The organism is Streptomyces antimicrobicus (assembly GCF_020532625.1).
In the GTDB taxonomy this organism is placed as follows: domain Bacteria; phylum Actinomycetota; class Actinomycetes; order Streptomycetales; family Streptomycetaceae; genus Streptomyces; species Streptomyces antimicrobicus.
The window spans coordinates 1-24,618 of sequence record NZ_JAJAUY010000091.1; the positions used below are offsets into that span (position 1 = coordinate 1).

At 75.1% G+C, this 24,618-nt stretch carries 25 protein-coding genes; 9 read left to right on the forward strand and 16 right to left on the reverse strand.

The annotated features are described in order from the left end of the window. Positions 1 to 132: 132 nt before the first annotated feature. The gene (locus LG632_RS20770; protein WP_226728888.1) at positions 133 to 1,707 is read right to left on the reverse strand and encodes an FAD-binding oxidoreductase; all 1,575 of its coding nucleotides are present in this window, start codon (positions 1,705 to 1,707) and stop codon (positions 133 to 135) included. A gap of 255 nt (positions 1,708 to 1,962) precedes the next feature. Next, the gene (locus LG632_RS20775; protein WP_226728889.1) at positions 1,963 to 3,513 is read right to left on the reverse strand and encodes an IucA/IucC family protein; all 1,551 of its coding nucleotides are present in this window, start codon (positions 3,511 to 3,513) and stop codon (positions 1,963 to 1,965) included. 47 nt (positions 3,514 to 3,560) lie between these two features. On the opposite strand from LG632_RS20775, the gene LG632_RS20780 reads away from it, so the two are divergent. Further along, on the forward strand, positions 3,561 to 5,081 hold the full coding sequence (locus LG632_RS20780) for an IucA/IucC family protein (RefSeq protein ID WP_226728891.1): 1,521 nt from the start codon (positions 3,561 to 3,563) through the stop codon (positions 5,079 to 5,081). Between the two features lie 98 nt (positions 5,082 to 5,179). After that, on the forward strand, positions 5,180 to 5,383 hold the full coding sequence (locus tag LG632_RS20785) for a hypothetical protein (protein WP_226728893.1): 204 nt from the start codon (positions 5,180 to 5,182) through the stop codon (positions 5,381 to 5,383). A gap of 33 nt (positions 5,384 to 5,416) precedes the next feature. On the opposite strand, the gene LG632_RS20790 is transcribed toward LG632_RS20785, so the two are convergent. Continuing rightward, positions 5,417 to 5,887 carry an Lrp/AsnC family transcriptional regulator gene (locus LG632_RS20790; protein WP_226728894.1) on the reverse strand — a complete coding sequence of 157 codons (471 nt, stop codon included), beginning with the start codon at positions 5,885 to 5,887 and terminating at the stop codon, positions 5,417 to 5,419. 141 nt (positions 5,888 to 6,028) lie between these two features. Between LG632_RS20790 and LG632_RS20795 the strand changes: the two genes are divergently transcribed. The 3 genes from LG632_RS20795 to LG632_RS20805 all read left to right on the forward strand — a co-directional run bounded on the left by LG632_RS20795 (position 6,029) and on the right by LG632_RS20805 (position 11,210). Continuing rightward, positions 6,029 to 6,988, forward strand: coding sequence for an NAD-dependent epimerase/dehydratase family protein (locus LG632_RS20795; RefSeq protein WP_226728895.1), 960 nt, complete (start codon positions 6,029 to 6,031; stop codon positions 6,986 to 6,988). A 1-nt stretch (position 6,989) separates the two neighbouring features. Then, entirely contained in the window at positions 6,990 to 7,895 is a 906-nt protein-coding gene (locus LG632_RS20800; protein ID WP_226728897.1) for an aldo/keto reductase, read from the forward strand. Positions 7,896 to 8,150: 255 nt separating this feature from the next. Continuing rightward, positions 8,151 to 11,210 carry an amino acid adenylation domain-containing protein gene (locus LG632_RS20805; protein WP_226728898.1) on the forward strand — a complete coding sequence of 1,020 codons (3,060 nt, stop codon included), beginning with the start codon at positions 8,151 to 8,153 and terminating at the stop codon, positions 11,208 to 11,210. A gap of 44 nt (positions 11,211 to 11,254) precedes the next feature. On the opposite strand, the gene LG632_RS20810 is transcribed toward LG632_RS20805, so the two are convergent. Then, positions 11,255 to 11,719 (reverse strand): MarR family winged helix-turn-helix transcriptional regulator, encoded by a 465-nt coding sequence (locus LG632_RS20810; RefSeq protein WP_226728899.1) that lies wholly within the window; start codon positions 11,717 to 11,719, stop codon positions 11,255 to 11,257. A 116-nt stretch (positions 11,720 to 11,835) separates the two neighbouring features. Between LG632_RS20810 and LG632_RS20815 the strand changes: the two genes are divergently transcribed. Continuing rightward, positions 11,836 to 12,387, forward strand: coding sequence for a DoxX family membrane protein (locus LG632_RS20815; protein WP_226728901.1), 552 nt, complete (start codon positions 11,836 to 11,838; stop codon positions 12,385 to 12,387). Between the two features lie 117 nt (positions 12,388 to 12,504). Here the strand turns inward: LG632_RS20815 and LG632_RS20820 are convergent, their stop codons facing one another. Further along, a complete protein-coding gene (locus LG632_RS20820; protein ID WP_226728902.1) occupies positions 12,505 to 13,575 on the reverse strand; it encodes an alpha/beta fold hydrolase in 1,071 nt (356 codons plus the stop codon). A gap of 76 nt (positions 13,576 to 13,651) precedes the next feature. Beyond that, complete coding sequence (locus tag LG632_RS20825; protein WP_226728903.1) at positions 13,652 to 14,668, reverse strand: helix-turn-helix transcriptional regulator; 1,017 nt, start codon at positions 14,666 to 14,668, stop codon at positions 13,652 to 13,654. 127 nt (positions 14,669 to 14,795) lie between these two features. On the opposite strand from LG632_RS20825, the gene LG632_RS20830 reads away from it, so the two are divergent. Together LG632_RS20830 and LG632_RS20835 are read left to right on the forward strand one after the other, a co-directional pair. Beyond that, positions 14,796 to 15,203, forward strand: coding sequence for a DUF3224 domain-containing protein (locus LG632_RS20830; RefSeq protein WP_226728904.1), 408 nt, complete (start codon positions 14,796 to 14,798; stop codon positions 15,201 to 15,203). 49 nt (positions 15,204 to 15,252) lie between these two features. Continuing rightward, entirely contained in the window at positions 15,253 to 16,233 is a 981-nt protein-coding gene (locus LG632_RS20835; protein ID WP_226728907.1) for a threo-3-hydroxy-L-aspartate ammonia-lyase, read from the forward strand. A gap of 4 nt (positions 16,234 to 16,237) precedes the next feature. Here LG632_RS20835 and LG632_RS20840 read toward each other — a convergent pair whose 3' ends face one another. The 9 genes from LG632_RS20840 to LG632_RS20880 all read right to left on the reverse strand — a co-directional run bounded on the left by LG632_RS20840 (position 16,238) and on the right by LG632_RS20880 (position 22,242). Next, on the reverse strand, positions 16,238 to 16,555 hold the full coding sequence (locus LG632_RS20840; protein ID WP_226728908.1) for a cupin domain-containing protein: 318 nt from the start codon (positions 16,553 to 16,555) through the stop codon (positions 16,238 to 16,240). A gap of 36 nt (positions 16,556 to 16,591) precedes the next feature. Further along, complete coding sequence (locus tag LG632_RS20845) at positions 16,592 to 16,960, reverse strand: VOC family protein (RefSeq protein WP_226728910.1); 369 nt, start codon at positions 16,958 to 16,960, stop codon at positions 16,592 to 16,594. A 93-nt stretch (positions 16,961 to 17,053) separates the two neighbouring features. Beyond that, positions 17,054 to 17,386, reverse strand: a complete 333-nt coding sequence (locus LG632_RS20850; RefSeq protein WP_226728912.1) for a TcmI family type II polyketide cyclase — start codon at positions 17,384 to 17,386, stop codon at positions 17,054 to 17,056. 27 nt (positions 17,387 to 17,413) lie between these two features. Beyond that, a complete protein-coding gene (locus LG632_RS20855; RefSeq protein ID WP_226728913.1) occupies positions 17,414 to 17,863 on the reverse strand; it encodes an SRPBCC family protein in 450 nt (149 codons plus the stop codon). A 7-nt stretch (positions 17,864 to 17,870) separates the two neighbouring features. Next, positions 17,871 to 18,128, reverse strand: coding sequence for an acyl carrier protein (locus LG632_RS20860; RefSeq protein ID WP_226728915.1), 258 nt, complete (start codon positions 18,126 to 18,128; stop codon positions 17,871 to 17,873). Positions 18,129 to 18,153: 25 nt separating this feature from the next. After that, positions 18,154 to 19,410: a beta-ketoacyl synthase N-terminal-like domain-containing protein gene (locus LG632_RS20865; protein WP_226728916.1), complete on the reverse strand. Its 1,257-nt coding sequence runs from the start codon at positions 19,408 to 19,410 to the stop codon at positions 18,154 to 18,156. Further along, a complete protein-coding gene (locus tag LG632_RS20870; RefSeq protein ID WP_226728917.1) occupies positions 19,407 to 20,675 on the reverse strand; it encodes a beta-ketoacyl-[acyl-carrier-protein] synthase family protein in 1,269 nt (422 codons plus the stop codon). The genes LG632_RS20865 and LG632_RS20870 overlap by 4 nt, the downstream gene beginning before the upstream one ends. After that, positions 20,672 to 21,115 carry a cupin domain-containing protein gene (locus tag LG632_RS20875; RefSeq protein ID WP_226728918.1) on the reverse strand — a complete coding sequence of 148 codons (444 nt, stop codon included), beginning with the start codon at positions 21,113 to 21,115 and terminating at the stop codon, positions 20,672 to 20,674. Before LG632_RS20875 ends, LG632_RS20870 begins: the two co-directional genes overlap by 4 nt. 44 nt (positions 21,116 to 21,159) lie before the next feature. Then, positions 21,160 to 22,242, reverse strand: a complete 1,083-nt coding sequence (locus tag LG632_RS20880) for a SchA/CurD-like domain-containing protein (RefSeq protein WP_226728920.1) — start codon at positions 22,240 to 22,242, stop codon at positions 21,160 to 21,162. 214 nt (positions 22,243 to 22,456) lie between these two features. Between LG632_RS20880 and LG632_RS20885 the strand changes: the two genes are divergently transcribed. After that, entirely contained in the window at positions 22,457 to 24,097 is a 1,641-nt protein-coding gene (locus LG632_RS20885) for an FAD-dependent oxidoreductase (RefSeq protein WP_226728921.1), read from the forward strand. A gap of 199 nt (positions 24,098 to 24,296) precedes the next feature. On the opposite strand, the gene LG632_RS20890 is transcribed toward LG632_RS20885, so the two are convergent. Beyond that, positions 24,297 to 24,506 carry an acyl-CoA carboxylase epsilon subunit gene (locus LG632_RS20890; RefSeq protein ID WP_226728922.1) on the reverse strand — a complete coding sequence of 70 codons (210 nt, stop codon included), beginning with the start codon at positions 24,504 to 24,506 and terminating at the stop codon, positions 24,297 to 24,299. Positions 24,507 to 24,618 lie beyond the last annotated feature (112 nt).

Genomic DNA, 24,618 nt, shown 5'->3' on the forward strand with positions numbered 1-24,618 from the left:
CGCGGGGTGTCGGGCCTCTCAGCAAGGGGGCCGGTGTGGCGGGCAGGGCCGCGGTGAGGACGGCCGTCGCTGCCGTGGCCGTGATCAAGGCGTGGCGGAACGCTCTGCTCCGCGTCGTCGGGCGCATGCGTGCTAGACCCCCTGGGGGAAACGGAACAACCGGTCAGGATCGACGGCCCGCTTGACCTGTTCCAGGCGGGCCAGGTTGGCGCCGTAGTACGCCGTGCGCCAGTCGGTGAGCTGCGGGTCGGCGTAGTTCTGGTACGCGCTGCCGCCCGCCCAGGGCCGCAGGTCCCGCCACAGCCGGTTCAGCCAGGCCTGCTGCCGGCCGGCCTCCTCGGGCGGCCCCGCCGTGGGCCAGTACGCCAGGTACTGGGCCAGGAACGCGCTGGTGCGGTGGACGAACGCCGTCGCGCCGGGCGGCACCCGGTTCAGCGCCCCGCCGCACACCCCGTCGAACTGCACCACGCACCGCCCGCCGCCCGGCCGCTCCCGTGCCACCGCCTCGGCCTCGGCCAGGGCCTTGAGGACGACCTCCACCGCCGGTGCGGACAAGGCGTCCTGCGGCCAGAAGTCCGAGCGGGCGGCGTAGTCGTCCCGCCCCAGGCGGCCCCGCGGGTCGTGCCCGGGCAGCCGGCCCGGTACCCGGCACTGCGCGGCGGGGCGGTCCGCGCAGCCCGCGAGCAGCCGCATCGTCGCCCCGTGGTCCCCGGTGGTCACGTGCACGTCCTGGGGCCGGGGACCGACGAGGTCCGCCAGCCGCGTCAGCTGACGGTCCAGGTCGCTCCGGCCGCCCGTCAGGCAGACGATGCGGACGGTCGGCACCGGACCGCCGTCCGCGGCCCCCGCCCCGCTGCGCGCCCCGCTCCGCGCCCCGGCACCGGACTCCACCACGAACTCGACCTGGCTCCAGAACGCGTCCGGCAGCGCGGTGAGCCACCGCTGCCAGCCGCCCAGCAGGGCGGCCGCGTCCCGCCACGGCCAGTGCAGTTCGGCGAAGGCGCAGTCGCCGACCGGATGGGACCGGAAGCGGAACTCCACCGCCACGCCGAAGTTGCCCGCGCCGCCGCCGCGCAGGGCCCAGAACAGCTCGGGATCGTGGGCGGCGTCCACGTCCCGGACCGTCCCGTCCGGGGTCACCAGCCGGACCCCGGTCAGCCGGTCGCTGGTGGCCCCGTACGCCCGGCTGGACACGCCCAGGCCGCCGCCCAGGGTCAGGCCGGCGATGCCGACCGAGGGGCACAGGCCGGTCGGTACCGCGATGCCCCGGGCGGCGAGCGAGGCGTTGACGTCGCCCAGTCGGGCCCCGGCGCCCACCCGTACCGCGCCGTCGCCGTCGGCGGCCACCGCCGCGAGGGCCCCGGTGTCGACCACCAGCCCGGTCCCGGTGGCCCAGCCGGCGTAGCCGTGGCCGCCGCCGCGCGGCACGAGCGGCACCCCGGTCCGGCGGGCGAAGGCCAGGCAGACCGCCACGTCCCGCTCGTGCGCGGGGTAGGCGACGGCGCCGGGCGCCACCGCGTCGTAGCGGGGCTGGTGGAGCTGTCGTGCCTCGGCGTAGTCGGCGTCGCCGGGCAGGACCACCGCACCGTCCAGGTCCCGCCGCAGCGCCGCGAAGTCCGCCGCGCGGGCCGTGGCTCGCGCCGCCCCCGGCGGGGCGAGCACGGCACCGGTGGCGCAGGCCAGGACCCGGCGGCGAGTGAGGTTCATGCCCTCCACTACTGCCACCGCCCGCGAGGTTTCCCCGCGCGGCGGGGCCCGCCACCGCCCCCGAACGCCCGCGAACTCCCCCTGATGGCCTACCGCCCGCGCGGACGGCGCGGTCCGCGCCCGGCGCGCCGGGTCTGCCAGGCCTGCCGGAGCTACCGGGGCCGCCGGGGCCGCCCCGTTCGCCCGGTCCGCCGGGTCCGCCTCGTCCGCCCGGTCCGCCGGTCCGCCGGTCCGCCGGCCGCCCCGCCCCTCGCGTCACCCCAGCGGGTTCGCCACCTCCGTCCACAGGTCGCCCGGCACCCCCGGGCTCAACCGCATCAGAGTGAGCGCCTTCACCGGCAGCGGCCGGGCCACCAGCGCCTCCCGGTCGGGGCCGGGCGGCAGCGCGGGCGCCGCCGCGGCCAGGGCGGCGCCCAGCGCCGCCGCCGAACCCGCCGTCGCGCCGAGCGCACCCGAGACCAGCGAACCGAACAGCTTGCGGCGCAGCACCGCCACGTCGTCCGTGACCATGCGCCCCGCGATCGGCGGCACCGCGATGCCGTGCCGGCCGAGCCGCGCGGGGCTGATGCGGATGTCGGCCAGATCGCGGTAGACCAGCCGCAGCGGCGCCCCGTCCGGACCGAGGACGACCAGCAGGTTCTGACCGTGGGCCTCCAGCGCCACCCCGAGCTCCAGCACCCGCAGGCACACCGTCAGCGCCAGCCGGGCGAAGTCCGCCAGCCAGGAGGCCGAGCGGACCAGGTCGGTGGTGGTCAGCGCGGCCACCGGAACCACCCGTTCCCCGCGCTCGGCGTCGGCGAACCGTTCCGGCGGCTCCCGCAGCAGCGCGGCGAGGTCCGGGGTGTACGCCGACACCGCGCCGACCGTCCGCGTGATGTGCAGCCGCCCCTCCAGGCGGGCCGCCAGCGACTCGACGAACGCCGACACCGCCTCCGCGTTCTCGACCGAGTACACCGACATGTCCCGCACCGACGACGTCAGCCGGGTGCTGAGCGCGGTCTTGACGTGCGGCCCCCCACCCCCGGCCGGTGCCAGCGTGCGCAGCGCCATCAGCGGATGGGCCGCCGTGCCGGGCTCCACCGGGGACTTCAGCACGTGCCGGGCCTGCCAGGGGTGCACGGGCACCAGGATCCGGTCGCCGTCCCGCAGCTCCCGCGGCCAGTCCCCGGCCACCAGGCACTCCCGCGGCGGCACGGGCACCACCCCCAGCTCCACCACCGGGCCGTGTTCGGGCGCGTACGCGAGCTGCTCGGCGACCGTGAAGCCGGGACGGGAGCGGCAGTTGGGGTGGTAGGGGTGGCCGTCGACGACCCGCTGCTCCCACTGCCAACCCGCATCCGGCCAAAGGTCGGGGCGGACCGGCCCCCGCCCCGCCCGGGACAGCGCCAGCGAGGCGGTGCTGTCGTCCAGTTCGACGGCGAACTCCGTCGCGTGCGCCACCCCCAGCGCCGTGACCAGCCGGGCCGGCTGCCGGTACGGCACGCCGTCCAGCTCGACCTGGTCGACGTAGGCGTCGGTCGCGTAGGGATCGGGCAGGGGGCCGTGCAGCCGGCTCCCGTCCGCCAGCCGCAACGTCAGCCCGTCGCGCGTCTCCTCGCGCGCCCGGACCCACGGCAGCGGATCGTGCGCCAGCCCCCGCCACAGCCGGGTCAGTACGGCGGCCCGCGCGCCGGGCAGCGCCGCCGCGTACGCCGCGTCCAGCGACGGCCGTACGGCGCTCAGCTCGGCGGCGACGGACTCCTCGGCGCGGGTGGGGTAAAGACTGCGGTCCAGAACGGCACTCCTCCTCCAGGCGGACAATCGCACCACTTCATGATCACGCAATAATCTGTATCCAGAACGCACTCTTCCGAATGGACTCCGTGGACGCCACCGCTGACGCGTACGCCGCCGCCCCGCTGCTCAACTGCCTCCTGCGCGAGGCCGCCGACCCCGACGGCACGGCCGCGGGAGCCCACCGGCTGCGCGCGAGCGGCCGACGGCTGCTGGTGCGCGCCGGCCGGCAACCCGGCCACCCGCGGCTGTGGACCTCGGCCGGCTGGCACCGCCTGACCCACCCGGAACTGCTCAAGCTCGCCTGCGAGGAACTGCGGCTGCTGACCGGCGTGCCGAACGACGAACTGCTCGGCGAGATGGCCGACAGCCGCGAGGTCGTCGCCGCCCTCCTCGCGGCCCGGGCCGCCGCCACCCCGCCCGCGGACCCGTACCTGCGCTCCGAACAGGCCCTGCTGATGGGGCATCCGTACCACCCGGCCCCCAAGACGCGCGGCGGGGCGCCGGCCGCGAGCTGGCTGCCGTACGCGCCCGAGGCGCACGCCCGCTTCCCGCTGACCTTCCTCGGCCTGCGCGAGGACCAGCTCGTGGCGGAGGGCGGCGCGCACTGCGCCGACGCGCTCGACGCCCTGGCCGAACGGCTCGGCGCCCCGCCGGCCCCGGCCGGCTACCGGACGCTGCCCGCGCACCCCTGGCAGTTGGCGCTGCTGGGCGACCGGCCCGAACTGGCCGACGGCCGCCTGGTGCACCTCGGCCCGAGCCGGACCCCGGTGCACCCGACGGCCTCGCTGCGCACGGTGTACGTGCCGGAGGCGGACCTGTTCCTGAAGTTCAGCCTCGACGTCCGCGTCACCAACGACGTCCGCCGGCTGTGGCGGCACGACCTGCTGGCGCTGCGCCGGACCGACGCGGCCGTCGTCGCGGCGTTCGCCGGGCTGCGCTCGCGGACCGGTTCGCCCGCCGCCTGGCTCAGCGACCGCGGCTACCGCACCGCCGGCTCCGCCTTCGAGGAGCTGGCCGTCCTGGTCCGCGACGGCCTGGGCGGGCACGTCACGCCCGGCGCGACGCCGCTGCTCGCCGCCGCGCTGGCCGAGGGTTTCGAGGGCAGCCCGGTCCCGGACCTCGCCGACCCGCTCGGCTGGTGGGAGGCCTACCTCCGGCAGGTCGTGCCGCCCGTGCTCGACCTGTTCGCGCAGGGCGTCGTCCTGGAGGCGCACGTCCAGAACACCCTGGTGGCCGTGGACGCCTCGGGCCTGCCCGTGCAGGCCCTGTTCCGGGACGCGGAAGGGGTCAAGCTGATGCCCGCCACACCGCGCCCGAAGGCCTGGGAGCGCCTGGTGTATTGCCTGGTCGTCAACCACCTCTCGGAGATCGCCGCGACCCTCGCCCACCACCACCCCGAGGCCGCCCCCGCCCTCTGGCCGGCGGCCCGGGCCGCGTTCCTGCGCCACCACGCCGCACACCCCCTGCCCGAGATCCCGCAGCTGCTCGCCGCCCCGGCCCTGCCCGGCAAGACCAATCTGCTGCTGCGCTGGACGCGGGCCGACGGAGCCTCCGCGCGCTACCTGCCGCTGCCCAATCCGCTGCGCGCCGGCGCCTGAGCGGCCCCGCAGGGGTTGCGATTCGGGAACGGCCCTCGGCAGCGGACGATCTCCGTGACAGAGTGCGCCCACCGGCCCGTTTCCTGCGAGGAGGAACCATGAACAGCAGCTCCGCCCTGCCGAGCTGCCCTCTGTGCAGAACGCGGGCGCAGCGGGTGTCCTGGCGCAGCGCGCCGGGCGAGGGCCCCGTGGAGGTGGTGCTCCAACCGTGCGGGCACGTGCTGACCTGCGCCCGCGCCCCCGAGATCGTGTGCGAGGCGGTGCCGTCCGGGGTGCCGGAGCGGGCCGCCGGGCCCGCCTGAGCCACCCCGTCACCCGTCGGGCGGTCGGCCCGCTCAGCCGGTCGGCGCGGTCGGCGGCAGCAGCGGCTTGCCGTGCAGCCCGCCGACGGGGGAGGAGAGCACCACCGAGGTCGTCGTCCGCCCGAGCGCGGAGATCTCCCCGAGGATCTCCTCCAGATGGAGGGTGTCGGTCACGGCCACCTTCAGGATCCAGCAGTCCTCACCGACCACGTGGTGCGCCTCGACCAGCTCCGGGCGCTCCAGCAGCTCCAGCGTCCGCGGGTGCTTGAGGGTGTAGCCGCCGTGCGGGTTCACCCGGACGAACGCCTGGATCCCGTAGCCGAGCCGCGCCGGGTCCACCCGGGCCCCGTACCCCGTGACCGCCCCGTACGCCTCCAGCCGGCGCAGCCGCTCGGCGACCGCCGCCGGGCTCAGCCGGATCCGCCGGCCCAGCTCGCTCAGCTTGATCCGGCCGTCCCGCTGGACCAGTTCGAGCAGGTGCCGGTCCACCTGGTCGAAGGCCACCGACGAATCGTGGGCGCCGGGGCGCCCCTGCCGCGGTTCCTTCGGTGCGACGGCCGGATCTCCCACGTTTCCCCCTTCAGGCAAGACGGCCCCAACGTAACACTTGTCACTGGAAAACCGCAGGTGGGAAGGGGCACGAGCATGCTGGAGCAGACGCCGCGCGAGGTGCTGGTCATCGGGGGGAACCGCTATTTCGGCAAACGGCTGATCCGCTCGCTGCTCGACTCCGGTGACCGGGTGACCGTCCTCAACCGGGGCTCGGCGCCACCCCCGCCGGGCGCGCTGCACCTGGTCGCCGACCGCGACGACGAGGCCTCGCTGACCGCGGCGCTCGCCGGCCGGAGCTTCGACGTCGTCGTCGACCAGGTCTGCTACACCCCGCGCCAGGCGGCCGTCGCCGCCCGCGTGTTCACCGGCCGGACCCGGCGGTACGTCATGACCTCGACCGTGGAGGTGTACGAGTACCAGGACGCGGCCGCTCCGCTCGCCGAGGGCGCCGTGGACCCGCTGGCCGTGCCGGTGGACCTCGACCTGCGCTGGGAGGACCCGGAGGTGGCCGCCGCGCGCTACGGCGAGGGCAAGCGCCAGGCGGAGGCGGTCCTCGCCGCCGCGCCCGGACTGCCGTACGTAGCCGTTCGCGTGGCCCATGTGCTGGGCGGCGCCGACGACTTCACCGGCCGGGTCGCCCACTACGCGGACCGGCTGCGCGCCGGTGAGCCGATCGGCGTGAGCGTGCCGAACCACCCGGCCACGTACATCCACGTCGACGAGATCGCCGCGTTCCTGGACTGGGCGACCCGGCAGGAGTTCACCGGCCCGGTCAACGCCGCAGCCCACGGGCCGCTCCGCACGGCCGACATCGTGGCGGCCGTGGCCGAGGCCCTGCCCGGCGGCCCGTACCGGGCCGACTACCGGCCGGCGGCCGCGCCCGGGGACGGGGACGGGGACGGGGGCGTGGGCGGGGGACCGCAGCCCTCGCCGTTCTCCTTCGCCCGCTCCTACGGCATGGACAACTCCTACGCCGAGCGGCTCGGCTTCCGCTTCTCCCACACCCGTGACTGGCTCCGCCGCGCCGTCGCCGAAACCCTGGAAGGCAACTGACATGCGCACCCTGACCCTCGCCGGCCTCGGCACCGTCTCGGCGATCGGCTACGGCGCCATGCCCCTGTCGATCGAGGGCCGACCCGACCCGGAGCGGGCCGTCGCCACGGTGCACGCCGCCCTCGACGCCGGGATCACGCTGATCGACACCGCCGACTCCTACTACGCGCCCGGCGGCGAGCCCGGCCACAACGAGCTGCTGATCGCCCGTGCCCTGGCCGCGTACGGCGCCGCCGGGGCGGGCGAGGTCCTGGTGGCCACCAAGGGCGGGCGGGGCCGCACGGCCGACGGGGGCTGGAGCGTCGACGGCGACCCGGCCCGGCTGCGGGCCGCCGCCGAGGCCTCCGCCCGGCGGCTCGGCGTCGAGGCGATCGGCCTGTACCAGCTGCACAAGCCCGACCCCGGCGTGCCGTTCGCCGATTCGGTCGGGGCGCTGCGGGACCTCGCCGACCGGGGGGTGATCCGGCTGGCCGGGATCTCCAACGTGACCACCGACCAGATCCGGCAGGCGCGGGAGATCCTGGGCGAGCGTCTGGTGTCGGTGCAGAACCGGTACTCCCCGGCCGTCCGCGACGCCGATCCGCAGCTGCGGCTGTGTGCCGAACTGGGCCTGGCCTTCCTGCCGTGGAGCCCGCTCGGGGGCGTCTCCCGCAGTGCCCTGGACGGGCCGGGGGAGTCCGTCCCCGCCTCGGGCACCCCGTTCCACACCGTGGCCGCCCGGCACGGCGTCTCGCCGCAGCAGGTGGCCCTGGCCTGGCTCTCGGGCCTGTCGCCGACCGTCCTGCCGATCCCGGGCGGCTCCCGCCCCGCCTCGGTCCGCGACTCGGCGGCCGCCGCCGGGCTGCGGCTGGAGGCGGCGGACCTGGCCCTGCTGCCGCCGGCCGTGCCCGCCGCCGAAGCGGTCTGATTCGCGCCGAATTCCGGGGCGCGCTGGCCGGAACCCGTCGCCGCGGGCCGCCCGGCCGCTCCGCTGGCTACCCTCGCACAAAAGAGAGCGCTCTTTTTGTTCTGTGGTCGGCGAGAGGGGTGGGTCATGGCGGTGGACGGCGCGGCGACGGGGCCGATGGGGACGGCGGGACCGGCGGGACCGGTGGGGCCGGTCGCGACGGCAGGGGCACCGCCAGCGGCACCGGTGGCGGCAGCGGGACCGCGGCGGTCGGAGGTGCACGGGCGCCCGCTCGGGCAGTTGTTCCTCGAACGGGCCCGGGAGCACGCCGACCGGATCGCCGTCGACGTGCCCGGCGGCACCCGCCTCACCTACGCCGAACTGGCCGCCCTCGTCACCCGGTTCGCGGCCGGACTGCGCGCGCTCGGGGCGGGGCCCGGCGCCGTCGTCGCCGTGGCCGGATCGCGCGGCGCCGAGGCCTGCGTCGCCCTCCTCGGCGCGGTCTGCGCCGGGGCGACGTACCTGCCGCTCGACCAGAGCCTGCCCGCCGCCCGCGTGGCCGGCATGCTCGACGACGCCGCCGCGGTGGCCGTCGTACGGCTGCCCGGCGCGGCGACCGCCACCGGCCGGCCCACCTGGGACTACGAACGCGTCCTGGCGGCGGGCACCGCCGCCGGGGCCGAGGGCGGGCAGGAGCCGCCCCTCGCCGCGGGGGCCGAGGAGGCCCCCGCGTACGTCATGTTCACCTCCGGCACCACCGGGCGCCCCAAGGCGGTGGCGGTGCCCCGGCGCGGCCTGGTGCGCCTCGCCGTCGACAACGGCTTCCTGGAGGTCCGTCCCACCGACCGGGTGCTGCACGCCGCCACCTTGTCCTTCGACGCCTCCGTGCTGGAGATGTGGCCCGCCCTGCTGGGCGGCGCCTGCCTGGTGCCCGCCGACTCCACGCTCCTGCTCGCCCCGTACGCCCTGCACGCCTTCCTGCGGGAGCAGCGGATCAGCGTCATGTTCGCCACCACCAGCGTCTTCCACCAGATCGCCCAGGAGCGCCCGGAGACCTTCGCCGACCTGCGCTACGTCCTCACCGGCGGCGAGGCCCTGCGGCCCGACGCCGCCCGCCGGGTGCTGGCGCAGGGCGGCCCGGAGCACCTGGTCAACGCCTACGGCCCCACCGAGACGGCCTGCGTGGCGACGGCCCACCGGGTCGAGCACGTCCCCGAGGGCGCCACCGGGGTGCCCATCGGCCGCCCGATCGCCGACACCGTCTGCCACGTCCTGCGCGAGGACGGCACCGAGGCCGCGCCGGGGGAGGAGGGCGAACTGTGCGTCGGGGGCCCGGCCGTCGCCGCCGGATACCTCAACAACCCGGCCGAGAGCGCCCGCCGCTTCGTGACCGTCGACCCCGGCACCGGACCCGTCCGGGTCTACCGCACCGGTGACTTCGTACGCCGACTGCCCGACGGGCTCCTGGAGTTCCGGGGGCGCCGCGACGACCAGGTCAAGGTCCGCGGCTTCCGCATCGAGCTCGGCGAGATCCGCGACGCGGCGACCGCCCACCCCGCCGTCACCGACTGCGCGGTCCTGCCGCGCGAGGACGGCGCCACCCGCTCCCTCGCCCTCTTCGCCGCCACCGGCCCGGACGCCGGCGGCCCCACGGCCGCCGAGCTGCGGGCCCACCTGGCCGCCCGGCTCCCCGCCTTCATGGTCCCCGCGAGCATCACCGTGCTGGAGCAGCTGCCGCTGGCCACCAACGGCAAGGTGGACCGCGCCGCCCTGCTCGCCCTCACCGCGGAACCGGAACCGGCCGCTCCCGGTGGCCACCCGGCGGCGGCCGACGCCGCGCCGGCCACCGTCGCCGAGGTGGTCGCCGCGATCTGGAACCGGACCCTCCCCCAGGACGCCCCGCAGGACGGCGACGACGACTTCTTCGCCCGCGGCGGCAACTCCCTGACCGCCTCCCAGCTCGTCCGCCTGGTCCAGGACGCCCTGTCCATCGGCGGCTCGCACAGCTACCGGCTGGTCGGCGACCTCCTCATGCAGCCCACCCTCAAGGCGTTCACCGCGGCCGTCACCGCCACCGTCCGCGGACTTCCGACCCCGTCCCGGCTGCCCGTCGCCGACCGCTGGCTGCCCGACCTCGACCGGCCCGTCCCGCCCGTGCTGACGGCAGCCGAACCGCGCCCCGACTGGCGCCGCCCCCGGCACGTCCTGCTCACCGGCGCCACCGGCTTCCTCGGCGCCCACCTGCTGCACGAGCTGGAGAGGCGGACCGGGGCCGAGCTGCACCTGCTGGTCCAGGCCCGTGACGAGGAGCACGCCCTGCGGCGCCTGGCCGGGGCCCGGACGCGGCACGGCATCACCGAGCCGCTGCCCGTCGGCCGGATCCGGATCCACCTCGGCGACCTCGCCGCGCCGCGGCTGGGCCTGACCGGGGCCGCCCACGCCGAGCTCGCCTCCTGCCTGGACGTCGTCCACCACTGCGGGGCCGACGTCAACTTCCTCTACCCGTACGAGCAGCTGCGCCCGGCCAACGTGGACGGCACGGCCGAGGTGATCGCGCTGGCCGCCGCCCGCGCGGTGCCGCTGCACTTCGTCTCCACCATCGGCGTCGTGCACGGCTTCGGGGCCGCGGGCGTCCGGCACGTCCGGGAGGATACCCCGCTGGACCACGTGGAGCTGCTGTCCATGGGCTACACCGAGAGCAAGTGGGTCGCCGAGGGGCTCGTCCGCAAGGCCGCCCTCGCCGGGCTGCCCGCCGCCGTGCACCGGCCGCACGAGATCACCGGCGCCACCCGCGGCCACGTGTGGAACAGCGGGGCGGCGCTGTGCGAGCTGTTCAAGCTGATCTGCGAACTGGGACTGGCCCCCGATCTGCCCGTGGCGCTCAACCTCGTCCCGGTCGACCACGCCGCCGCCGCGATCGTCCACCTCGCCCTGCACACCGAGGCGAGCGGGCAGACGTACCACCTCACCAATCCGCGCGAGGCGGTCCTCGCGGACCTCGTCGAGCGGCTGCGCGCCCACGGGCACCGGATCGAGACCATCGGCTACCGGGAGTGGACCGAGGCGATGACCGCCCACCTCGCCGACCGGCCGGGACACTCGTTCACCCCGTTCGCGCCCCGCTTCACCACCGTGGCGGCGGGCGGGGAGCTCACCCTGGAGGAGCTCTGCGCGACCGACCACTTCCCGCAGCTGGGCCGGGACCGGATCGAACGGGACCTGGCGGGCAGCGGACTGCACTGCCCGCCGGTGGACGCCGCCCTGCTCGACGCCTACATCCGCTACTTCCACGCCTCGGGCTTCATCCCGGAGCCGGAGCCGGGGTCGGCGCGGTAGGCGCGGCCGCGGCCGGAGCGGGTGCGGCCCGGCGGCCCGGTGGCTCAGCGGCCGAGGGCGCGCAGCCGGGCGGTGACCTCGCCGAGGCCGTCGGCGACGGCCGTGATCTGCTCGGGGGTGAGGACGTCGATCAGATGGGCGCGGACCGCCGCCACATGGCCGGGAGCGGCCTCCTCCAGGCGCCGGCGACCGGCGTCGGTCAGGACGGCGTAGACCCCGCGGACGTCGGTCGGGCAGGTGCGGCGGCGCACCAGCCCGGCCTTCTCCAGCTGCGTGACCTGGTACGTCAGGCCGCTCTTGGAGTTGATCAGGCCGTTGGCGAGCTCGGTCATGCGGAGCTCGCCGTCCGGCGCCGCGGACAGCCGGACCAGGATCTCGTACTGCGGGTGGGAGAGCCCGGAGTCGTCCTTCAGCTGCTGCTCCAGCTGCCGGTTCAGCAGGGCGGACGCCGCCAGGAAGGCGTTCCAGGCCCGCATCTCCTCGGCGGAGAGCCATCTCGTGTCACCCATGTCGTTCACCCTACGCGAGGTTGTTCCAATTCGAATGAGCGGCTAGGGTCGGGCTCAGGTAGTTCGAATTCGAACCACTTGCGTCCTCGTCCCCGTCCCCACGGAAGAGCCCTCCGATGACCTCTCCCACCACTGCCTCCCCCGCCGCCCGGTCCGCCTCCGGGTCCGCCGGTGCGGAGTCCACCGCCGCCCGCGACACGGGCCTGCTCCTGCTCCGCGTGGTCCTCGGCCTCACCATGGCCGCCCACGGCACCCAGAAGCTGTTCGGCTGGTTCGGCGGCGGCGGGATCAAGGGCACCGGGCAGTTCTTCGAGATGAGCGGATACCCCTCGGGCGAGGCCATGGCGGTGGTCGCCGGTCTCGCCGAGACCCTCGGCGGCCTCGGTCTGGCCCTCGGTCTGCTCACCCCGCTGGCCGGCGCCGCGCTGGTCGGCACGCTCCTGAACGTCCTCGCGGTCAAGGGCACCGGTTCGTTCTTCGCTCCCAAGGGCATCGAGTACGAGCTGCTGCTCACCGCCGGGGCGGCGGCCCTGACCCTCACCGGCCCCGGCCGCTACGCCGCCGACCGCTTCCTGCCGGGGCTGCGCTTCCCGCAGCCCCGCTACGGAGTGCTCGCGCTGGTGCTGGCCGTGGTGGCGGCGGGCGTGGTCCTGCTCGTCCGGAACTGATCCCCGCGGGCCGGGCCTGCCGCGACCCGCGCCGCCACCACCCGCGCCACCCGCGCCACCCGCGCCACCCGCACGCCGGGCCGCACCGCTCATGGCGGTGCGGCCCGGCGCGCGGGGTCAGCGGCAGAGCCGCGCGACCTCGTCCAGCGCGTCCGCCAGCACGCCCGGGTCGCGCGGGCCGACGTGCGGCGCGGCGAACGAGCGGACCCGGAACCGGTTGCGCGGGGTCGTCTCGTCCGCCTCCCGGATCATCAGGTCCTGCAGGGCCGGCGGGATCGCCCGGTCCTCGGTGAACCGCAGGAAGGTCCGCGGCACCCGGCCCCACGCCCCGGCCAGCCCCGCCGACTCGGCGGTGGACACGGCCAGCGACTCGTCCGGCTCCAGGGTGTTGAGCAGGGCCAGCAGCTCGGTGTCCGTCCGGTCGGCGGCGAGCGCGTCCTTGGCGGCGGCCAGGAACGCCGGATCGGCCGAGCGCCAGTTGACCCGGCCCACGCCGAGCTCGGGCGGGGTCCGCACCGACGGGAGGCGGAACAGGGCGCTGCCGGACGCCTCCGGCGTCATCATCAGCCCGAGCACCGAAGGGTGTTGGGTCGGGCAGAACGCGCAGACGTACACCAGGTGGGCGAGCAGCTCCGGGACCTGGTTGGCGACCGCCGTGACCGTGGCGCCGCCGAGGCTCTGGCCGACCAGGACCACCGGCCCGTGGCGGTGCGCCCGGCGGACCACGTCCGTCACGTACGCCGCGCAGTCCGCGAGGGTGACCTTGGAGACCGGGGACGGCTCGGTCCGCAACCGCTCCAGGTCCTGGGCCTGGTAGGACGCCGGGAAGAAGGCGCCGGCCCCGTGACCGGGCAGGTCCACGGCGACGACCCGGTGCCCGCGCAGGCCCAGCTCGGCCGAGAGCGCGTTCCAGCCGGAGGCGTTGCTGCCGGAGCCGTGGACCAGCACGAAGGTCGGCGCGCCGCGCCGGCGGCCGTCCGCGTGCGCCGTGGCGGTCCCCGCGCCCGCCACCGCGACCGCGCCGGCGCCCGCGACGGCGGCGCGTACGACGCCGCGCCGCGACGGCCCGCGCCCCGGCCCGCCGGCTATGTCACCCTCGCCACTCCGACCGCTCTGGCCACTCCGACCGCTCTGGCTACCCCAGCCGATCTGGGCAGTCTGACCACTCATGTCACGTGTGTCACTCATGGCGCCGACTCTAGGAGTTGACCCCCGTTCGACCGGAGGGATCCGGCCAGGGGTACAGGGAAGCGGAGGCTCACGGTCAGTCCACCCCGGGGCCCGCGCCGCACTCCTCGTAGCGCCCGGCCAGCACCCGCGCCGCCCGTCCGACGGCCGCGCGCAGCGCGGGCGGGCCGAGGACCTCGGCCTCCACGCCGAGCCGGAGCAGGTCCCCGACCGCGACCGCCTCGGTCTCCACGGCCAGGTCCACCTCGACCCAGCCGGCCCCGTCCGGCTCCCCGGCCCCCGCCAGCGCCCGCGCCCCCGCCGCCCCGAACTGCATCGGCAGCAGCCGCTGTCCCCGGGGGGAGAGCCGGATCCGCGCCGTGTGCCGCAGCAGCGCGTCCTCCAGGCGGCGGGACTGCTGCGTCCAGTACCCGGCCAGGTCGAAGTCCACCGGCCGCTCGAAGTGCTCCCCGGTCGGCTCCACGTCCAGCAGCCGCGACACCCGGTAGGTGCGCACCGGCGGCGCGGCCCCGGGTGGCTCGCCGCCCCCGACCCGCGCCGCCACGTACCAGATGCCGCCCTTCAGGACGAGCCCCAGCGGCTGCAGCGTGCGGCGGCGCAGCTCCCCGTTCCACCGCCGGTAGTCGGCCCGTACCACCTCCGCCTCCCACACCGCCCGGGCCACCGCCGCCAGGTGCGGCACCGGGTCGGCGTCCCGGAACCAGGCCGGGGCGTCCAGGTGGAAGCGCTCCTGGACCAGCCGGGACCGCCGCGCGAGCCCGTCCGGCAGGGCCGCCTGCAGCTTGAGCCGCGCGGTGGCCAGTTCCGCCCCGAGCCCCAGCTCCGCGGCGGGCCCGGGGGCGCCGACCAGGAACAGCGAGCCGGCCTCGGCGTCCGTGAGCCCGGTCAGGCGGGTGCGGTAGCCGTCCATCAGCCGGTACCCCCCGGCCGGCCCGCGGTCGGCCGTCACCGGGACGCCCGCCGCGCCGAGCGCGTCGAGGTCCCGGTAGACCGTGCGCACGGACACCTCCAGTTCCGCGGCGAGTTCGGGCGCGGTCAGCCGCCCGCGGCTCTGGAGCAGCAGCAGGATCGTCAGGAGCCGGTCGGCGCGCACGCCCCCATTGTGCGCCGTACCTGACAGAAGATGTCAGGTACGGGCGGAAAGCTGGTCGCAGGCGGCCCGGGGAAGACCCGTCACGGCCGCCCCACCTGATCCGCGCCTTGGACGAAAAGGACCTTCCATGCCCGTGCAGACCTCCGGCCACTTCACGTACGACGACTGGCAGGAGCAGTCCCTGACCGCGCAGGACGCGAGCCCCCGGCTCAGCCGCGCCTCGGTCGCCAACACCTTCACCGGGGGCATCGAGGCCGCCGGCACCGCGTGCGCCTACACCAACGTCTACCTCACCCCCGAGACCGGCAGCTTCACCGGCCTGGAGGTCTTCACCGGCACCCTGGACGGCCGCCGCGGCAGCTTCGTCGCCGAGGAGCGCGGGGTGTTCGGGGCGGACGGCACCGTGCACTGCACCTTCGAGGTGGTGGCGGGCAGCGGCACCGGGGAGCTCGCCGGACTGCGCGGCACCGGCAGCTTCACCCATCGCCAGGGCGGCACCACGGTCCCGTACACCTTCACCTACGAGCTCGACTGACGCCCGGGACGGAGGTTGGGCGGGGGACAGGTGTGGAAAGGAGCGTCCTATGAGTACACACCTGTCCCACGGCCTCCCCACCCCCGACGACGTGCGGGCGGCGGCCCGGCGGATCGCCGGGCACGCCCACCGCACCCCCGTCCTCAGCTCCCGACTCGTCGACGAACAGCTCGGCGCCCGGGTCGTGTTCAAGTGCGAGAACCTCCAGCGCACGGGCGCGTTCAAGTTCCGCGGGGCCTTCAACGCGCTCAGCCGCTTCACCCCCGAGCAGCGCCGCGCCGGTGTGGTCGCCTTCTCCTCCGGCAACCACGCCCAGGCGGTCTCGCTGGCCGCCGCCGAGCTCGGCATCCCGGCCACGATCGTCATGCCGTACGACGCCCCGGCCGCCAAGGTCGCCGCGACCAAGGCCTACGGCGGCGAGGTCGTCCGCTACGACCGGTACACCGAGGACCGGGTCGCGATCGGGCGGGAGCTGGCCCGGACCCGCGGGCTCACCCTGCTGCCGCCGTACGACCACCCGGACATCATCGCCGGACAGGGCACCGCCGCGCTGGAGCTGTTCGAGGAAGTCGGCACCCTCGACGCGCTGTTCGTCCCGGTCGGCGGCGCGGGCCTGCTCTGCGGCACCACCCTCGCCGCGCGCGCCCTCTCCCCGGGCTGCGAGCTCCACGGCGTCGAGCCCGAGGCGGGCGACGACGTCCGGCGCTCCCTGCGCGAAGGGCGGATCGTGCGCATCGACACGCCCGAGACCCTGGCCGACGGCGCGCAGACCCAGTTCATGGGCGAGTTGCCCTTCGGCGTCCTCAGCCAGGACCCGCCGCGGATCCTGACCGCCACCGACGCCGAACTCGTCGACGCGATGCACACGTTCGCGACGTACCTCAAGCTCGTCGTGGAGCCCACCGGCTGCCTGGGCCTGGCGGGCCTGCGCGCGGCCGCCGGCCGACTGCGGGGCCGCCGCGTCGGAGTGATCGTCAGCGGCGGCAACATCGACCTGGAGCGCTACGCCGGCCTGCTGCGGGACCGGTGACCCGTCACGGATTGACGGCGGTGAGCAGCAGCACGGCGTCCGTGAGCGCCGTCAGCGCGTGCGGGTCGGGCGGCAGCGCGTGCAGGAACCCCGGCCCGAGCTCCACGTCGCCCGAGGCCGCGGTCAGCCGCACCGTGCCGCGCAGCACCAGCAGGGAACCCGCGGGCGGCGACAGGTGCTCGTCGAGGGTGGTTCCCACGGTGAGCGCGATCAGGCTCTGGCGCAGCGGCTGGTCGTGCAGGACCAGATGGGCGCTGCGCCCGTGCGGATGCTCCCGGGCCGCGGCCAGGTGCTCCTCGGCCAGCGCGTTGAGGTCGTCCATGTGTCCTACCTGGAGGTGTCGGTCGAGGCGGTCGGTCTACCTCGAGGTGTCGATGACGCAGAAACGGTTCCCGTCGGGATCGGCGAGGACCACGAAGTCGGGGTCCGGCGGGTACAGGTCCCACGCCACCCGCCGGGCGCCGAGCGCGACCAGGCGCTCGACCTCGGCGGCCTGCTCCGCCGCGTCGCCCGCGTACAGGTCCAGGTGCACCCGGGGCCGCTCCTGGGCCTCGGTGCCGCTGCGCATGAGCGCCACCGGCAGCCCGGAGCCGCCGTCCGCGGGCCGCAGCAGCACGAAGCCGTCGCGCAGCCGGTCCCGCGGCTCGTAACCCAGCGCCCGGCTCCAGAAGGCCACGGCCCTCGGCACGTCGGACACACCCAGCACGACCGATCCGATGTTCAGCATGGTCCGTCAGTCAACCAGAGACATGCGCGACGGGCCTCCGGGGGAGGCCCGTCGCGCAAGCCGGTGCGCCGGCGGCCACCGCCGCGGCGCCGCTCAGCGGGCGGCCGAGCGCTCCCAGCGGTAGAACTCGTGCGCCATCGCGTCCTTGGGGCTGCGCCAGGTGGCCGGGTCGTGCGCGCTGACGTACGCCTGGAGGTCCTTGCTGAGCCGCTGGAACTCCGGGTGCGAGGCCGCCTTGGCGATCTGCGCCTCCGTCGGCCGGTCCGACTCCACGAGGTGGAAGTACAGCTCCCCGAACTGGAAGAGGCTGCGTCCCGTCACCCCGACGACGTCGGGGAGTTCCCCTTGGTCGGAGGCGGCGAAGAGCTCGGCGATGTCGGGCGCCGATCCCGGTGCCATCCGGGCGACGATGAGGGTGCGGTGCATGGGGTGGGAGTCCTTCGTCCGGCGGCGCTAGCCGACGCGGGCTTCGATCTTCTCGCGGATGAGGGCCATCTGGATCTTCGAGTTGGAGTTGATCCGCTCGGTCATCCCGTGGTCGTCCACGGGCGCGTCCGGCTTCATCTCGAAGTCCTGCACCCAGCGCATCGTGGTGCCGCCGGGCACCGGCGCGTAGTGCCAGCGGATGTTCATGTACGCGAACGGGCCCGTCTCGACCCGGTGCGCGTGCACCTTCAGGCCCTCGCGGTCGGTGGTCCGCTCCGACACCCAGCTCCACACCGTCCCGTTCTCGTCCGGGTGCATGGTCAGCCGGAACCGCGTGGTGTCGCCCTCCTGGTGGAGGATGTCGACCGAGGAGTACTCGCTGAACAGGTGCGGCCAGTTGGGGAGGTCGTTGGTGATCTCCCACACGAGGTCGACGGGGGCGCCGACCGTGATCTCGTTGTCGGTGTGTCCGGGCATGGTGGTCTCAGGCTCCTGTCATCAGGCTGTTGTTGACCAGGTCGAGGAATTCGCGGGGGGTCTGGCAGCGGTCGGCGTCCGTCGGCAGCGAGCGGCCCCTGCGGTTCTCCAGCTCGCCGACGATGCCCAGCAGGCCCAGTGAATCGAGGCCGTACTCGTCGAAGCGGGCGTCGGGTCGGCTCGCCAGCTCGGCGGGGTCGACGGTGATGCCGGCGCCGGACTTCATCAGGGCGGCCAGCTCTTCGAGCGTCAGTCGGTCGGACATCGACTTCTCTCTTCCTAGACGAGTCCTACGCGGACGGGTCCGCGGGGGCTTTGCGAACGACGAGTGCCGAGTTGGACCCCATCAGGCCCCGGCTCAGCACCAGCGCCGTCCGGAGTTCGGCCGGGCGGGCGGTGCCGGTGACCACGTCGAGGTCGTGGCACACGTCGAAGACGTTCGGAGTCGGCGGCACCAGGCCGTGCTCCATCGCCAGCACGGCGGCCGCCGTGTCCAGCACCGAGGCGGCGCAGTACGCCCGCCCGGTACCGGTCTTGGGCGCGGTCACCGGTACCGTCCGGCCGCGCCGGCCCAGGGCCTTCGCGATCGCCCGGGCCTCGGCGGCGTCGGCCGCCGGGGTGCCGAGCGCGTCGGCGAAGACCACGTCGATCTCCTCCGGGGCGCACCCGGCCTCCGCGAGCGCCTCCCGGATGGCGTGGGTCAGGCCGTCGGCCGACCGCTCCCACTGCCGGGCCCCGGTGAAGGTCGCGGCGTGCCCGAGCAGCGAGGCCCGCACCGGGGCGCCGCGGCGCCGGGCCGCGGCCTCGTCCTCGACCACGAACATGGCCCCGCCCTCGGCCGGCGCGAAGCCGCAGGCGTCGGACGTGAACGGGCGGTAGGCGCGGTCCGGCTCCTTGCGCGCACTGAGGTCCTCGTACCCGAGCTGGCAGGCGATCGAGTACGGCGCCAGGGGCGCCTCGGTGGCGCCGGCCAGTACCGCGGCGCTGCCCTGCCGGATCGCCCGTACGGCGTGCGCGAAGGCGTCCAGGCCGCCCGCCTCGTCGCTGGCGACCACCCCGCAGGGGCCCTTGAAGCCGTGCCGGATGGAGATCTGGCCGGTGCTCGCCGCGTAGAACCAGGCGATCGACTGGTACGGGCCCACGAACCGCGGTCCCTGGCCCCACAGCCGCTGGAGCTCGCGCTGGCCGAACTCGCCGCCGCCGGAGCCGGCCGCGGTGACCACGCCGACCGAGTAGGGATCGCTCTCCCACTCGGACCGGCCGAACCGGGCGTCGGACAGCGCGAGGTCGGCCGCGGCCAGGGCGAAGTGCGAGAACCGGTCCGTCTGGACGACGTACCGCTCCTCGATCGACGCCCCCGCCTCGAAGCCGTGCACCTCGCCCGCCACCCACAGGGGCAGCTCCTGGCAGCCCTCCCGGGTGACCCGGTCGAGGACGCTCAGGCCCGACTGGGTGGCCTTCCAGAACGCCTCGGCGCCGGTCCCGTTCGGGGCGACGACCCCGATGCCGGTGATCACCGCCGTGCGCGGGGGGTGGGTCCTGCTCATGACATCGTCCCTCGGGGCTTGGTCATGACGACGGCGGACTGGAAGCCGCCGAAGCCGCTGCCGACCGAGAGCACGCTGCGCAACTCGCGGTCGCGCGCGGTCTTCGGCACGTAGTCCAGGTCGCATTCCGGGTCGGGGGTCTCGTAGTTGGCGGTCGGCGGCACGACCTGGCGGGTCATGGCCAGGACGCACGCGGCCAGTTCTATGGCCCCGATCGCGCCGAGCGAGTGGCCGACCATCGACTTGATGGAGGTCATCGGCGTCTTGTAGGCGTGCTCGCCCAGGACCCGCTTGACCGCCGCCGTCTCGTGCCGGTCGTTCTGCTTGGTGCCCGAGCCGTGCGCGTTGACGTAGTCGATCTCGGTCGGGTCCACCTTCGCCTGGTCCAGCGCCACCTCGATTGCCCGGGCCATCTCCAGGCCCTCGGTGGTCAGGCCGGTCATGTGGTGGGCGTTGCCGAAGGTCGCGTAGCCGCTGATCTCGCAGAGGATCTGCGCGCCGCGCCGGCGGGCGTGGTCGAGCTCCTCCAGCACCAGGACGGCGCCGCCCTCGCCGAGGACGAACCCGTCCCGGTGGGCGTCGAACGGCCGGGAGGCGTGGGCCGGGTCGTCGTTGTTGGGCGAGGTGGCCTTGATGGCGTCGAAGCAGGCCACCGTGATCGGGGATATCGGGGAGTCGGACGCGCCGGCGATGCACACGTCCAGACGGCCCTCCTCGATGGACTGGACGGCGTACCCGACCGCGTCCAGCCCGGACGTGCAGCCCGTCGAGACGGTCTGCACCTTGCCGCGCGCGCCGGTCTCCTCCGCCACCGCGCTGGCCAGGGTCGCCGGGGTGAACGCCCGCTGCAGGTGCGGCTCGGCCCGGGTGTGGTCGACCGCCCAGTGCTCGCCGTGATGGCTGACGGCGACGTAGTCGTGCTCCAGCCGGGTGGTGCCGCCGACCGCGGTGCCCATGGACACCCCGGTGCGCCAGGCGTGGTCCTCGTCGACCTCCAGGCCGGCCTGCCGGACCGCTTCCCGGGCCGCGACCAGCGCGAACTGGATGTAGCGGTCCGCGCGGGCGGTGTCCTCGGAGGTCAGTCCGTGCGCGGCGGGGTCGAAGTCGACCTCGGCGGCTATCCGGGAGCGGAACCCCGTCGGGTCGAACAAGGAGATCCCCCGGGTGGCCGTACGGCCGTTGGCCAGCAGGTCCCAGAACGCCGGCACCCCGATCCCGCCGGGAGCGACCACGCCGATCCCGGTCACCACCACCCGCCGCTTCACGGCGCGCCCCCGACGGACATCACGGGCCGTCCGTCGTCCTCTTCGCCCGTGACCGGGTAGGGCTCGGTGTCCACGTGCCCGAGCTCCGGGCGCGGGGCCAGCGGCCCGAGGTGGAACACGATCTTGGCCGGTTCGTCGCCCACACAGCGGAACCTGTGCCGGACGTCGACCGGGACCATGATCCCCTGGTCGGTGCGCAGCGGGTGCGGCTCGCCGTCGAGGTCGACCTCCAGCAGGCCCTGGACCACGTACACGAACTCCTCCGAGTACGGGTGGTAGTGCTCGCTGATGAACTCGCCGGGCTTCAAGGTGGCCACGCCCATGAACCCGCTGGTGGAACCGACCGTGGTCGGCGTCAGCACGGCTCGCAGGTCGCCGCCGCGCTTGCGGTTGGGCTGGGTGTCGCTGAGGTCCACGATGCGTGGGCCGTATCCGGTCACGGCAGTGTCCCTTCGATGGGGTCGGGAGGGGTGGGAGGGCGCGGTCAGTGCTCGGCCGGGGCCCGCCGGTCGGTGACGAGGGTCATGGTCTGCTGGTCCAGCAGGCGGGCGGCGGAGGCCGCCGGTACGGCGAGCAGCCGGGCCAGCACCGCCGCCTTGCGCCGGCCGCGGACGCCGAACGCCAGGTCGGGGTCGGCGTCGAGCGGCCCGCGCACGTCCAGCAGCCGGACCACGAGGTCGTCGCGCTGGAACAGGGTGCTGCTGCGCACCGGGCTCGCCGGGTCCTGCGCGGCCTGCTCGTCCTGGCGGGCCAGGAACTTGGCGACCGCCGTGCCGCAGCCGGGCTTGGCCGGGTAGTACACGGCGTGCCGGCGCACGTCCGGCTCGTCGGCCTCGGTCGCGGCGATGTGGTGGACCGCGGGCAGCGCCGCCCGCATGAAGAACATCCGGGCCGACTCGGGGTCGTCGAGGTCGCGGTCCTGCACCAGGTAGGGGTTGATGGCCTCCTCGACGGCGCGCACCTCGGGCTGCTTGGCCACGTGGCGCAGGGCCGCCATCAGGTCGCCCTCGATCTCCACCGTGCGCACGACCCGGTTGCCGTGCATGAACAGGGTGGTCCGGGCGAGCCGGGTCTGCGCGTCGACGCGGGCCGCGGGGGAGGCGTAGTCCGCCAGCAGCGCGGCCACCTTCGGCTCGCTGCCCGGCTTGACCGTGAACGTCAGCGCGTGGCGCACGACGCCGCTGCCCAGCCGCGGAGCGGCCTGCAGGCGCTTGTCGGAGGGGCGGCCGGTCTCGCGCAGCACCGTGTACTTCAGCGCCTTGTTGCTGCGCATGCACACGCTCAGCGGGCGGACCTGCTCGATGTGCTCGTCGCTGTTGACCCAGGCGAAGTAGTGCGGGGCGCTCTCCCACTCGCTGGTGATCAGCCACTGGGAGGGGTTCTCGAACGACTGGCACAGCTGGTCGCTGATGTGCCCGGGCACGGTCGCCACCTGGTGGCGCATCTGCTCGTACGCGTCGAAGAACTGCTGCTGGGTCCCCTCGTGGAGATCGCAGAGGAAGACGACCCGCAGCATGGAGCCGTCGAACGCCGACTGCGACACCCGTTCGGAAAGGGTGGTTGTCATCCTTGTCTCCTTCGTCAGGACACCTTCGTCAGGACACGAGCGACCGGTGCGGTGCGGGGCGTCGGTGTCCCTCATGCTCATCCCACGCCGAACGAAAGCGCGAGATATGCGGATCAAACGGGCGACAGGCCTGAGCGAGTGAATGCCCGTGCGGGCGGCGGCTGCGGGGGCATAGAAGTTCCGATCCCCCTCAGGAACAGGAGCACCCCACTCGATGGAAGAGAACGCAGAAGACCGCGTACCGGTCCTCATCGTGGGCGGTTCACTCGTAGGCCTGTCGACCTCGCTCTTCCTGAGCCGCCACGGCGTCAGGCACATGCTGGTCGAGAAGCACACCGCCACCTCCATTCACCCCCGCGGCCGAGGCATCAACGCCCGGACGATGGAGCTGTTCCGCACCGCCCGCGCGGAACCGGCGATCCGCAAGGCGGCCGAAGCGCTCAAGGACAGCGACGGCATCCTCCAGACGGAGTGCCTGACCGACGGATCCCCCCAGAAGTGGCTGGTCAAGGGCGTCTCGCAGCGCCGCGGCGGCCTCGCCGCGGTCAGCCCGACCGGCTGGTGCCTGTGCAGCCAGAACAACATCGAGCCGGTGCTGATCGAGCAGAGCGGCCGTCAGGGCGCCGACATCCGCTTCTCCACGGAGCTGATGAGCTTCGACCAGGACGCCGACGGTGTCACCGCCCTGGTCAAGGACCTGCGCACCGGCGAGCACACCCGGGTCCGGGCGGACTTCCTGATCGGCTGCGACGGCCCGCGCAGCCCCGTACGGGAGTCCCTGCACATCCCGCAGACCGGCAGCGGCGAACTGTTCCACAACGTGAGCGTCACCTTCCGCTCGCGCGGGATGCGGGCGGTCCTCGGCGACCTCAACTTCATCGTCTGCTACCTGATGCGCCCCGGCTCCGACGGGGCGCTGCTGCCCGTCGACAACCAGGAGTACTGGGTCTTCCACGCCCCCTGGAAGCCGGAGACGGGCGAGACCATGGAGGACTTCACCGACGAGCGCTGCACGGACCACATCCGGCGCGCGATCGGCGCCCCGGACCTGGACGTGGAGATCCTGGGCCGGGCGCCCTGGCACGCCGCCGAACGGGTGGCGACCGCCTACCGGTCCGGCCGCGTGTTCCTCGCCGGTGACGCGGCCCACGAGATGAGCCCCACCGGCGCGTTCGGCTCCAACACGGGCATCCAGGACGGCCACAACCTCGCCTGGAAGATCGCGGCCGTGCTGCGCGGCGAGGCGGGCCCGGACCTGCTCGACACCTACCACGTCGAACGGCACCCGGTCGCCCTCGCCACCGCCGAACGCGCCTCGGCCCGCTCGGCCGAGCACAGCCACCCCGGGTACGCGCCGCCGGTCTCCGTCGGCCCGCCCGGCGGCGGGGTGCTGGCCACCGCCATGGGCTACCGCTACCCCAAGGGCGCGGTCGTCGGCGCCGCGGACAAGCCGGTGGTCCCGGACGAGCTCAGCCTCACCGGTGAGCCCGGCACCCGGGCGCCGCACCTGTGGCTGAGCCGGTCGGGCGAGCGGATCTCCAGCCTCGACCTCTACGAGCGCTCGTTCGTGCTGCTCAGCAGCCCCGGCACGCCCTGGCGGGCGGCGGCCCAGGCGGTGGCGCGGGACCTCGGCGTCGCGCTGGAGGCGCCCACGGTCGGGGCGGCCGGCACGGACGCGGTCCTGGTGACCGAGGAGGACGCCGAGACGCTGTGGACGCACGCCCACGGCATCGGCGTGCAGGGCGCGGTCCTGGTCCGCCCGGACGGCTTCGTGGCCTGGCGCTCGCCCGACGCCGACCCGGACCCCCGGGCCCGGCTGACGGAGGTCATGCGGCAGCTGCTGCACCGCTCCTGACCTGAGGGTGGTCCCCGGGTCCCGTCGCCCGCTCCGAGGCAGGGCGGCGGGACCCGGGCGTCGGTGGGGCCGGGCCCTTGGTCGGGCCGGGCCGTTGGTCGGGCCGGGCCGTTGGTGGGGCCGGGCGTTCGGCGGGCCGGCCGTTCGGCGGGCCCGGTGTTCGCCGGGCCCGGCGGTCAGGGGCGGGTGCCACCGGCCGTCAGCACGACCAGCATCCGGCCCAACAGCCGGTGGCCCGTCGCGCGCCGGGGCGGTGCGGACGGGCCGAAGCGGGGGGACGTACGGGCGCGGCCTGGGACGCCTGTCCCACCAGGCACGCCACCACGACGGCTATCGCGGCCACCTCTTCGGGCTCCGCGCAGCCCCGTTCTATGCGCAACAGCTCTGCCACCGGCACGTCTTCGGGCATGGCACACCGGCCTCTCGTGCAAGGGGATCCGCCCACGCCCGGTACCCGGGCGGGCGCACCGGCCCTCCGGCGCGTCGGCGCCGCCTCGGGCCTGAGGGCCGCGGCCACTGCC

Bases quoted from the DNA above. Each gene is read 5' to 3' on its own strand.
- LG632_RS20770 (WP_226728888.1), bottom strand. From the start codon at position 1,707: ATGAACCTCACTCGCCGCCGGGTCCTGGCCTGCGCCACCGGTGCCGTG.
- LG632_RS20780 (WP_226728891.1), top strand. From the start codon at position 3,561: ATGGACTCCGTGGACGCCACCGCTGACGCGTACGCCGCCGCCCCGCTG.
- LG632_RS20785 (WP_226728893.1), top strand. From the start codon at position 5,180: ATGAACAGCAGCTCCGCCCTGCCGAGCTGCCCTCTGTGCAGAACGCGG.
- LG632_RS20795 (WP_226728895.1), top strand. From the start codon at position 6,029: ATGCTGGAGCAGACGCCGCGCGAGGTGCTGGTCATCGGGGGGAACCGC.
- LG632_RS20800 (WP_226728897.1), top strand. From the start codon at position 6,990: ATGCGCACCCTGACCCTCGCCGGCCTCGGCACCGTCTCGGCGATCGGC.
- LG632_RS20810 (WP_226728899.1), bottom strand. From the start codon at position 11,719: ATGGGTGACACGAGATGGCTCTCCGCCGAGGAGATGCGGGCCTGGAAC.
- LG632_RS20815 (WP_226728901.1), top strand. From the start codon at position 11,836: ATGACCTCTCCCACCACTGCCTCCCCCGCCGCCCGGTCCGCCTCCGGG.
- LG632_RS20820 (WP_226728902.1), bottom strand. From the start codon at position 13,575: ATGAGTGACACACGTGACATGAGTGGTCAGACTGCCCAGATCGGCTGG.
- LG632_RS20830 (WP_226728904.1), top strand. From the start codon at position 14,796: ATGCCCGTGCAGACCTCCGGCCACTTCACGTACGACGACTGGCAGGAG.
- LG632_RS20835 (WP_226728907.1), top strand. From the start codon at position 15,253: ATGAGTACACACCTGTCCCACGGCCTCCCCACCCCCGACGACGTGCGG.
- LG632_RS20840 (WP_226728908.1), bottom strand. From the start codon at position 16,555: ATGGACGACCTCAACGCGCTGGCCGAGGAGCACCTGGCCGCGGCCCGG.
- LG632_RS20845 (WP_226728910.1), bottom strand. From the start codon at position 16,960: ATGCTGAACATCGGATCGGTCGTGCTGGGTGTGTCCGACGTGCCGAGG.
- LG632_RS20850 (WP_226728912.1), bottom strand. From the start codon at position 17,386: ATGCACCGCACCCTCATCGTCGCCCGGATGGCACCGGGATCGGCGCCC.
- LG632_RS20855 (WP_226728913.1), bottom strand. From the start codon at position 17,863: ATGCCCGGACACACCGACAACGAGATCACGGTCGGCGCCCCCGTCGAC.
- LG632_RS20860 (WP_226728915.1), bottom strand. From the start codon at position 18,128: ATGTCCGACCGACTGACGCTCGAAGAGCTGGCCGCCCTGATGAAGTCC.
- LG632_RS20865 (WP_226728916.1), bottom strand. From the start codon at position 19,410: ATGAGCAGGACCCACCCCCCGCGCACGGCGGTGATCACCGGCATCGGG.
- LG632_RS20880 (WP_226728920.1), bottom strand. From the start codon at position 22,242: ATGACAACCACCCTTTCCGAACGGGTGTCGCAGTCGGCGTTCGACGGC.
- LG632_RS20885 (WP_226728921.1), top strand. From the start codon at position 22,457: ATGGAAGAGAACGCAGAAGACCGCGTACCGGTCCTCATCGTGGGCGGT.
- LG632_RS20890 (WP_226728922.1), bottom strand. From the start codon at position 24,506: ATGCCCGAAGACGTGCCGGTGGCAGAGCTGTTGCGCATAGAACGGGGC.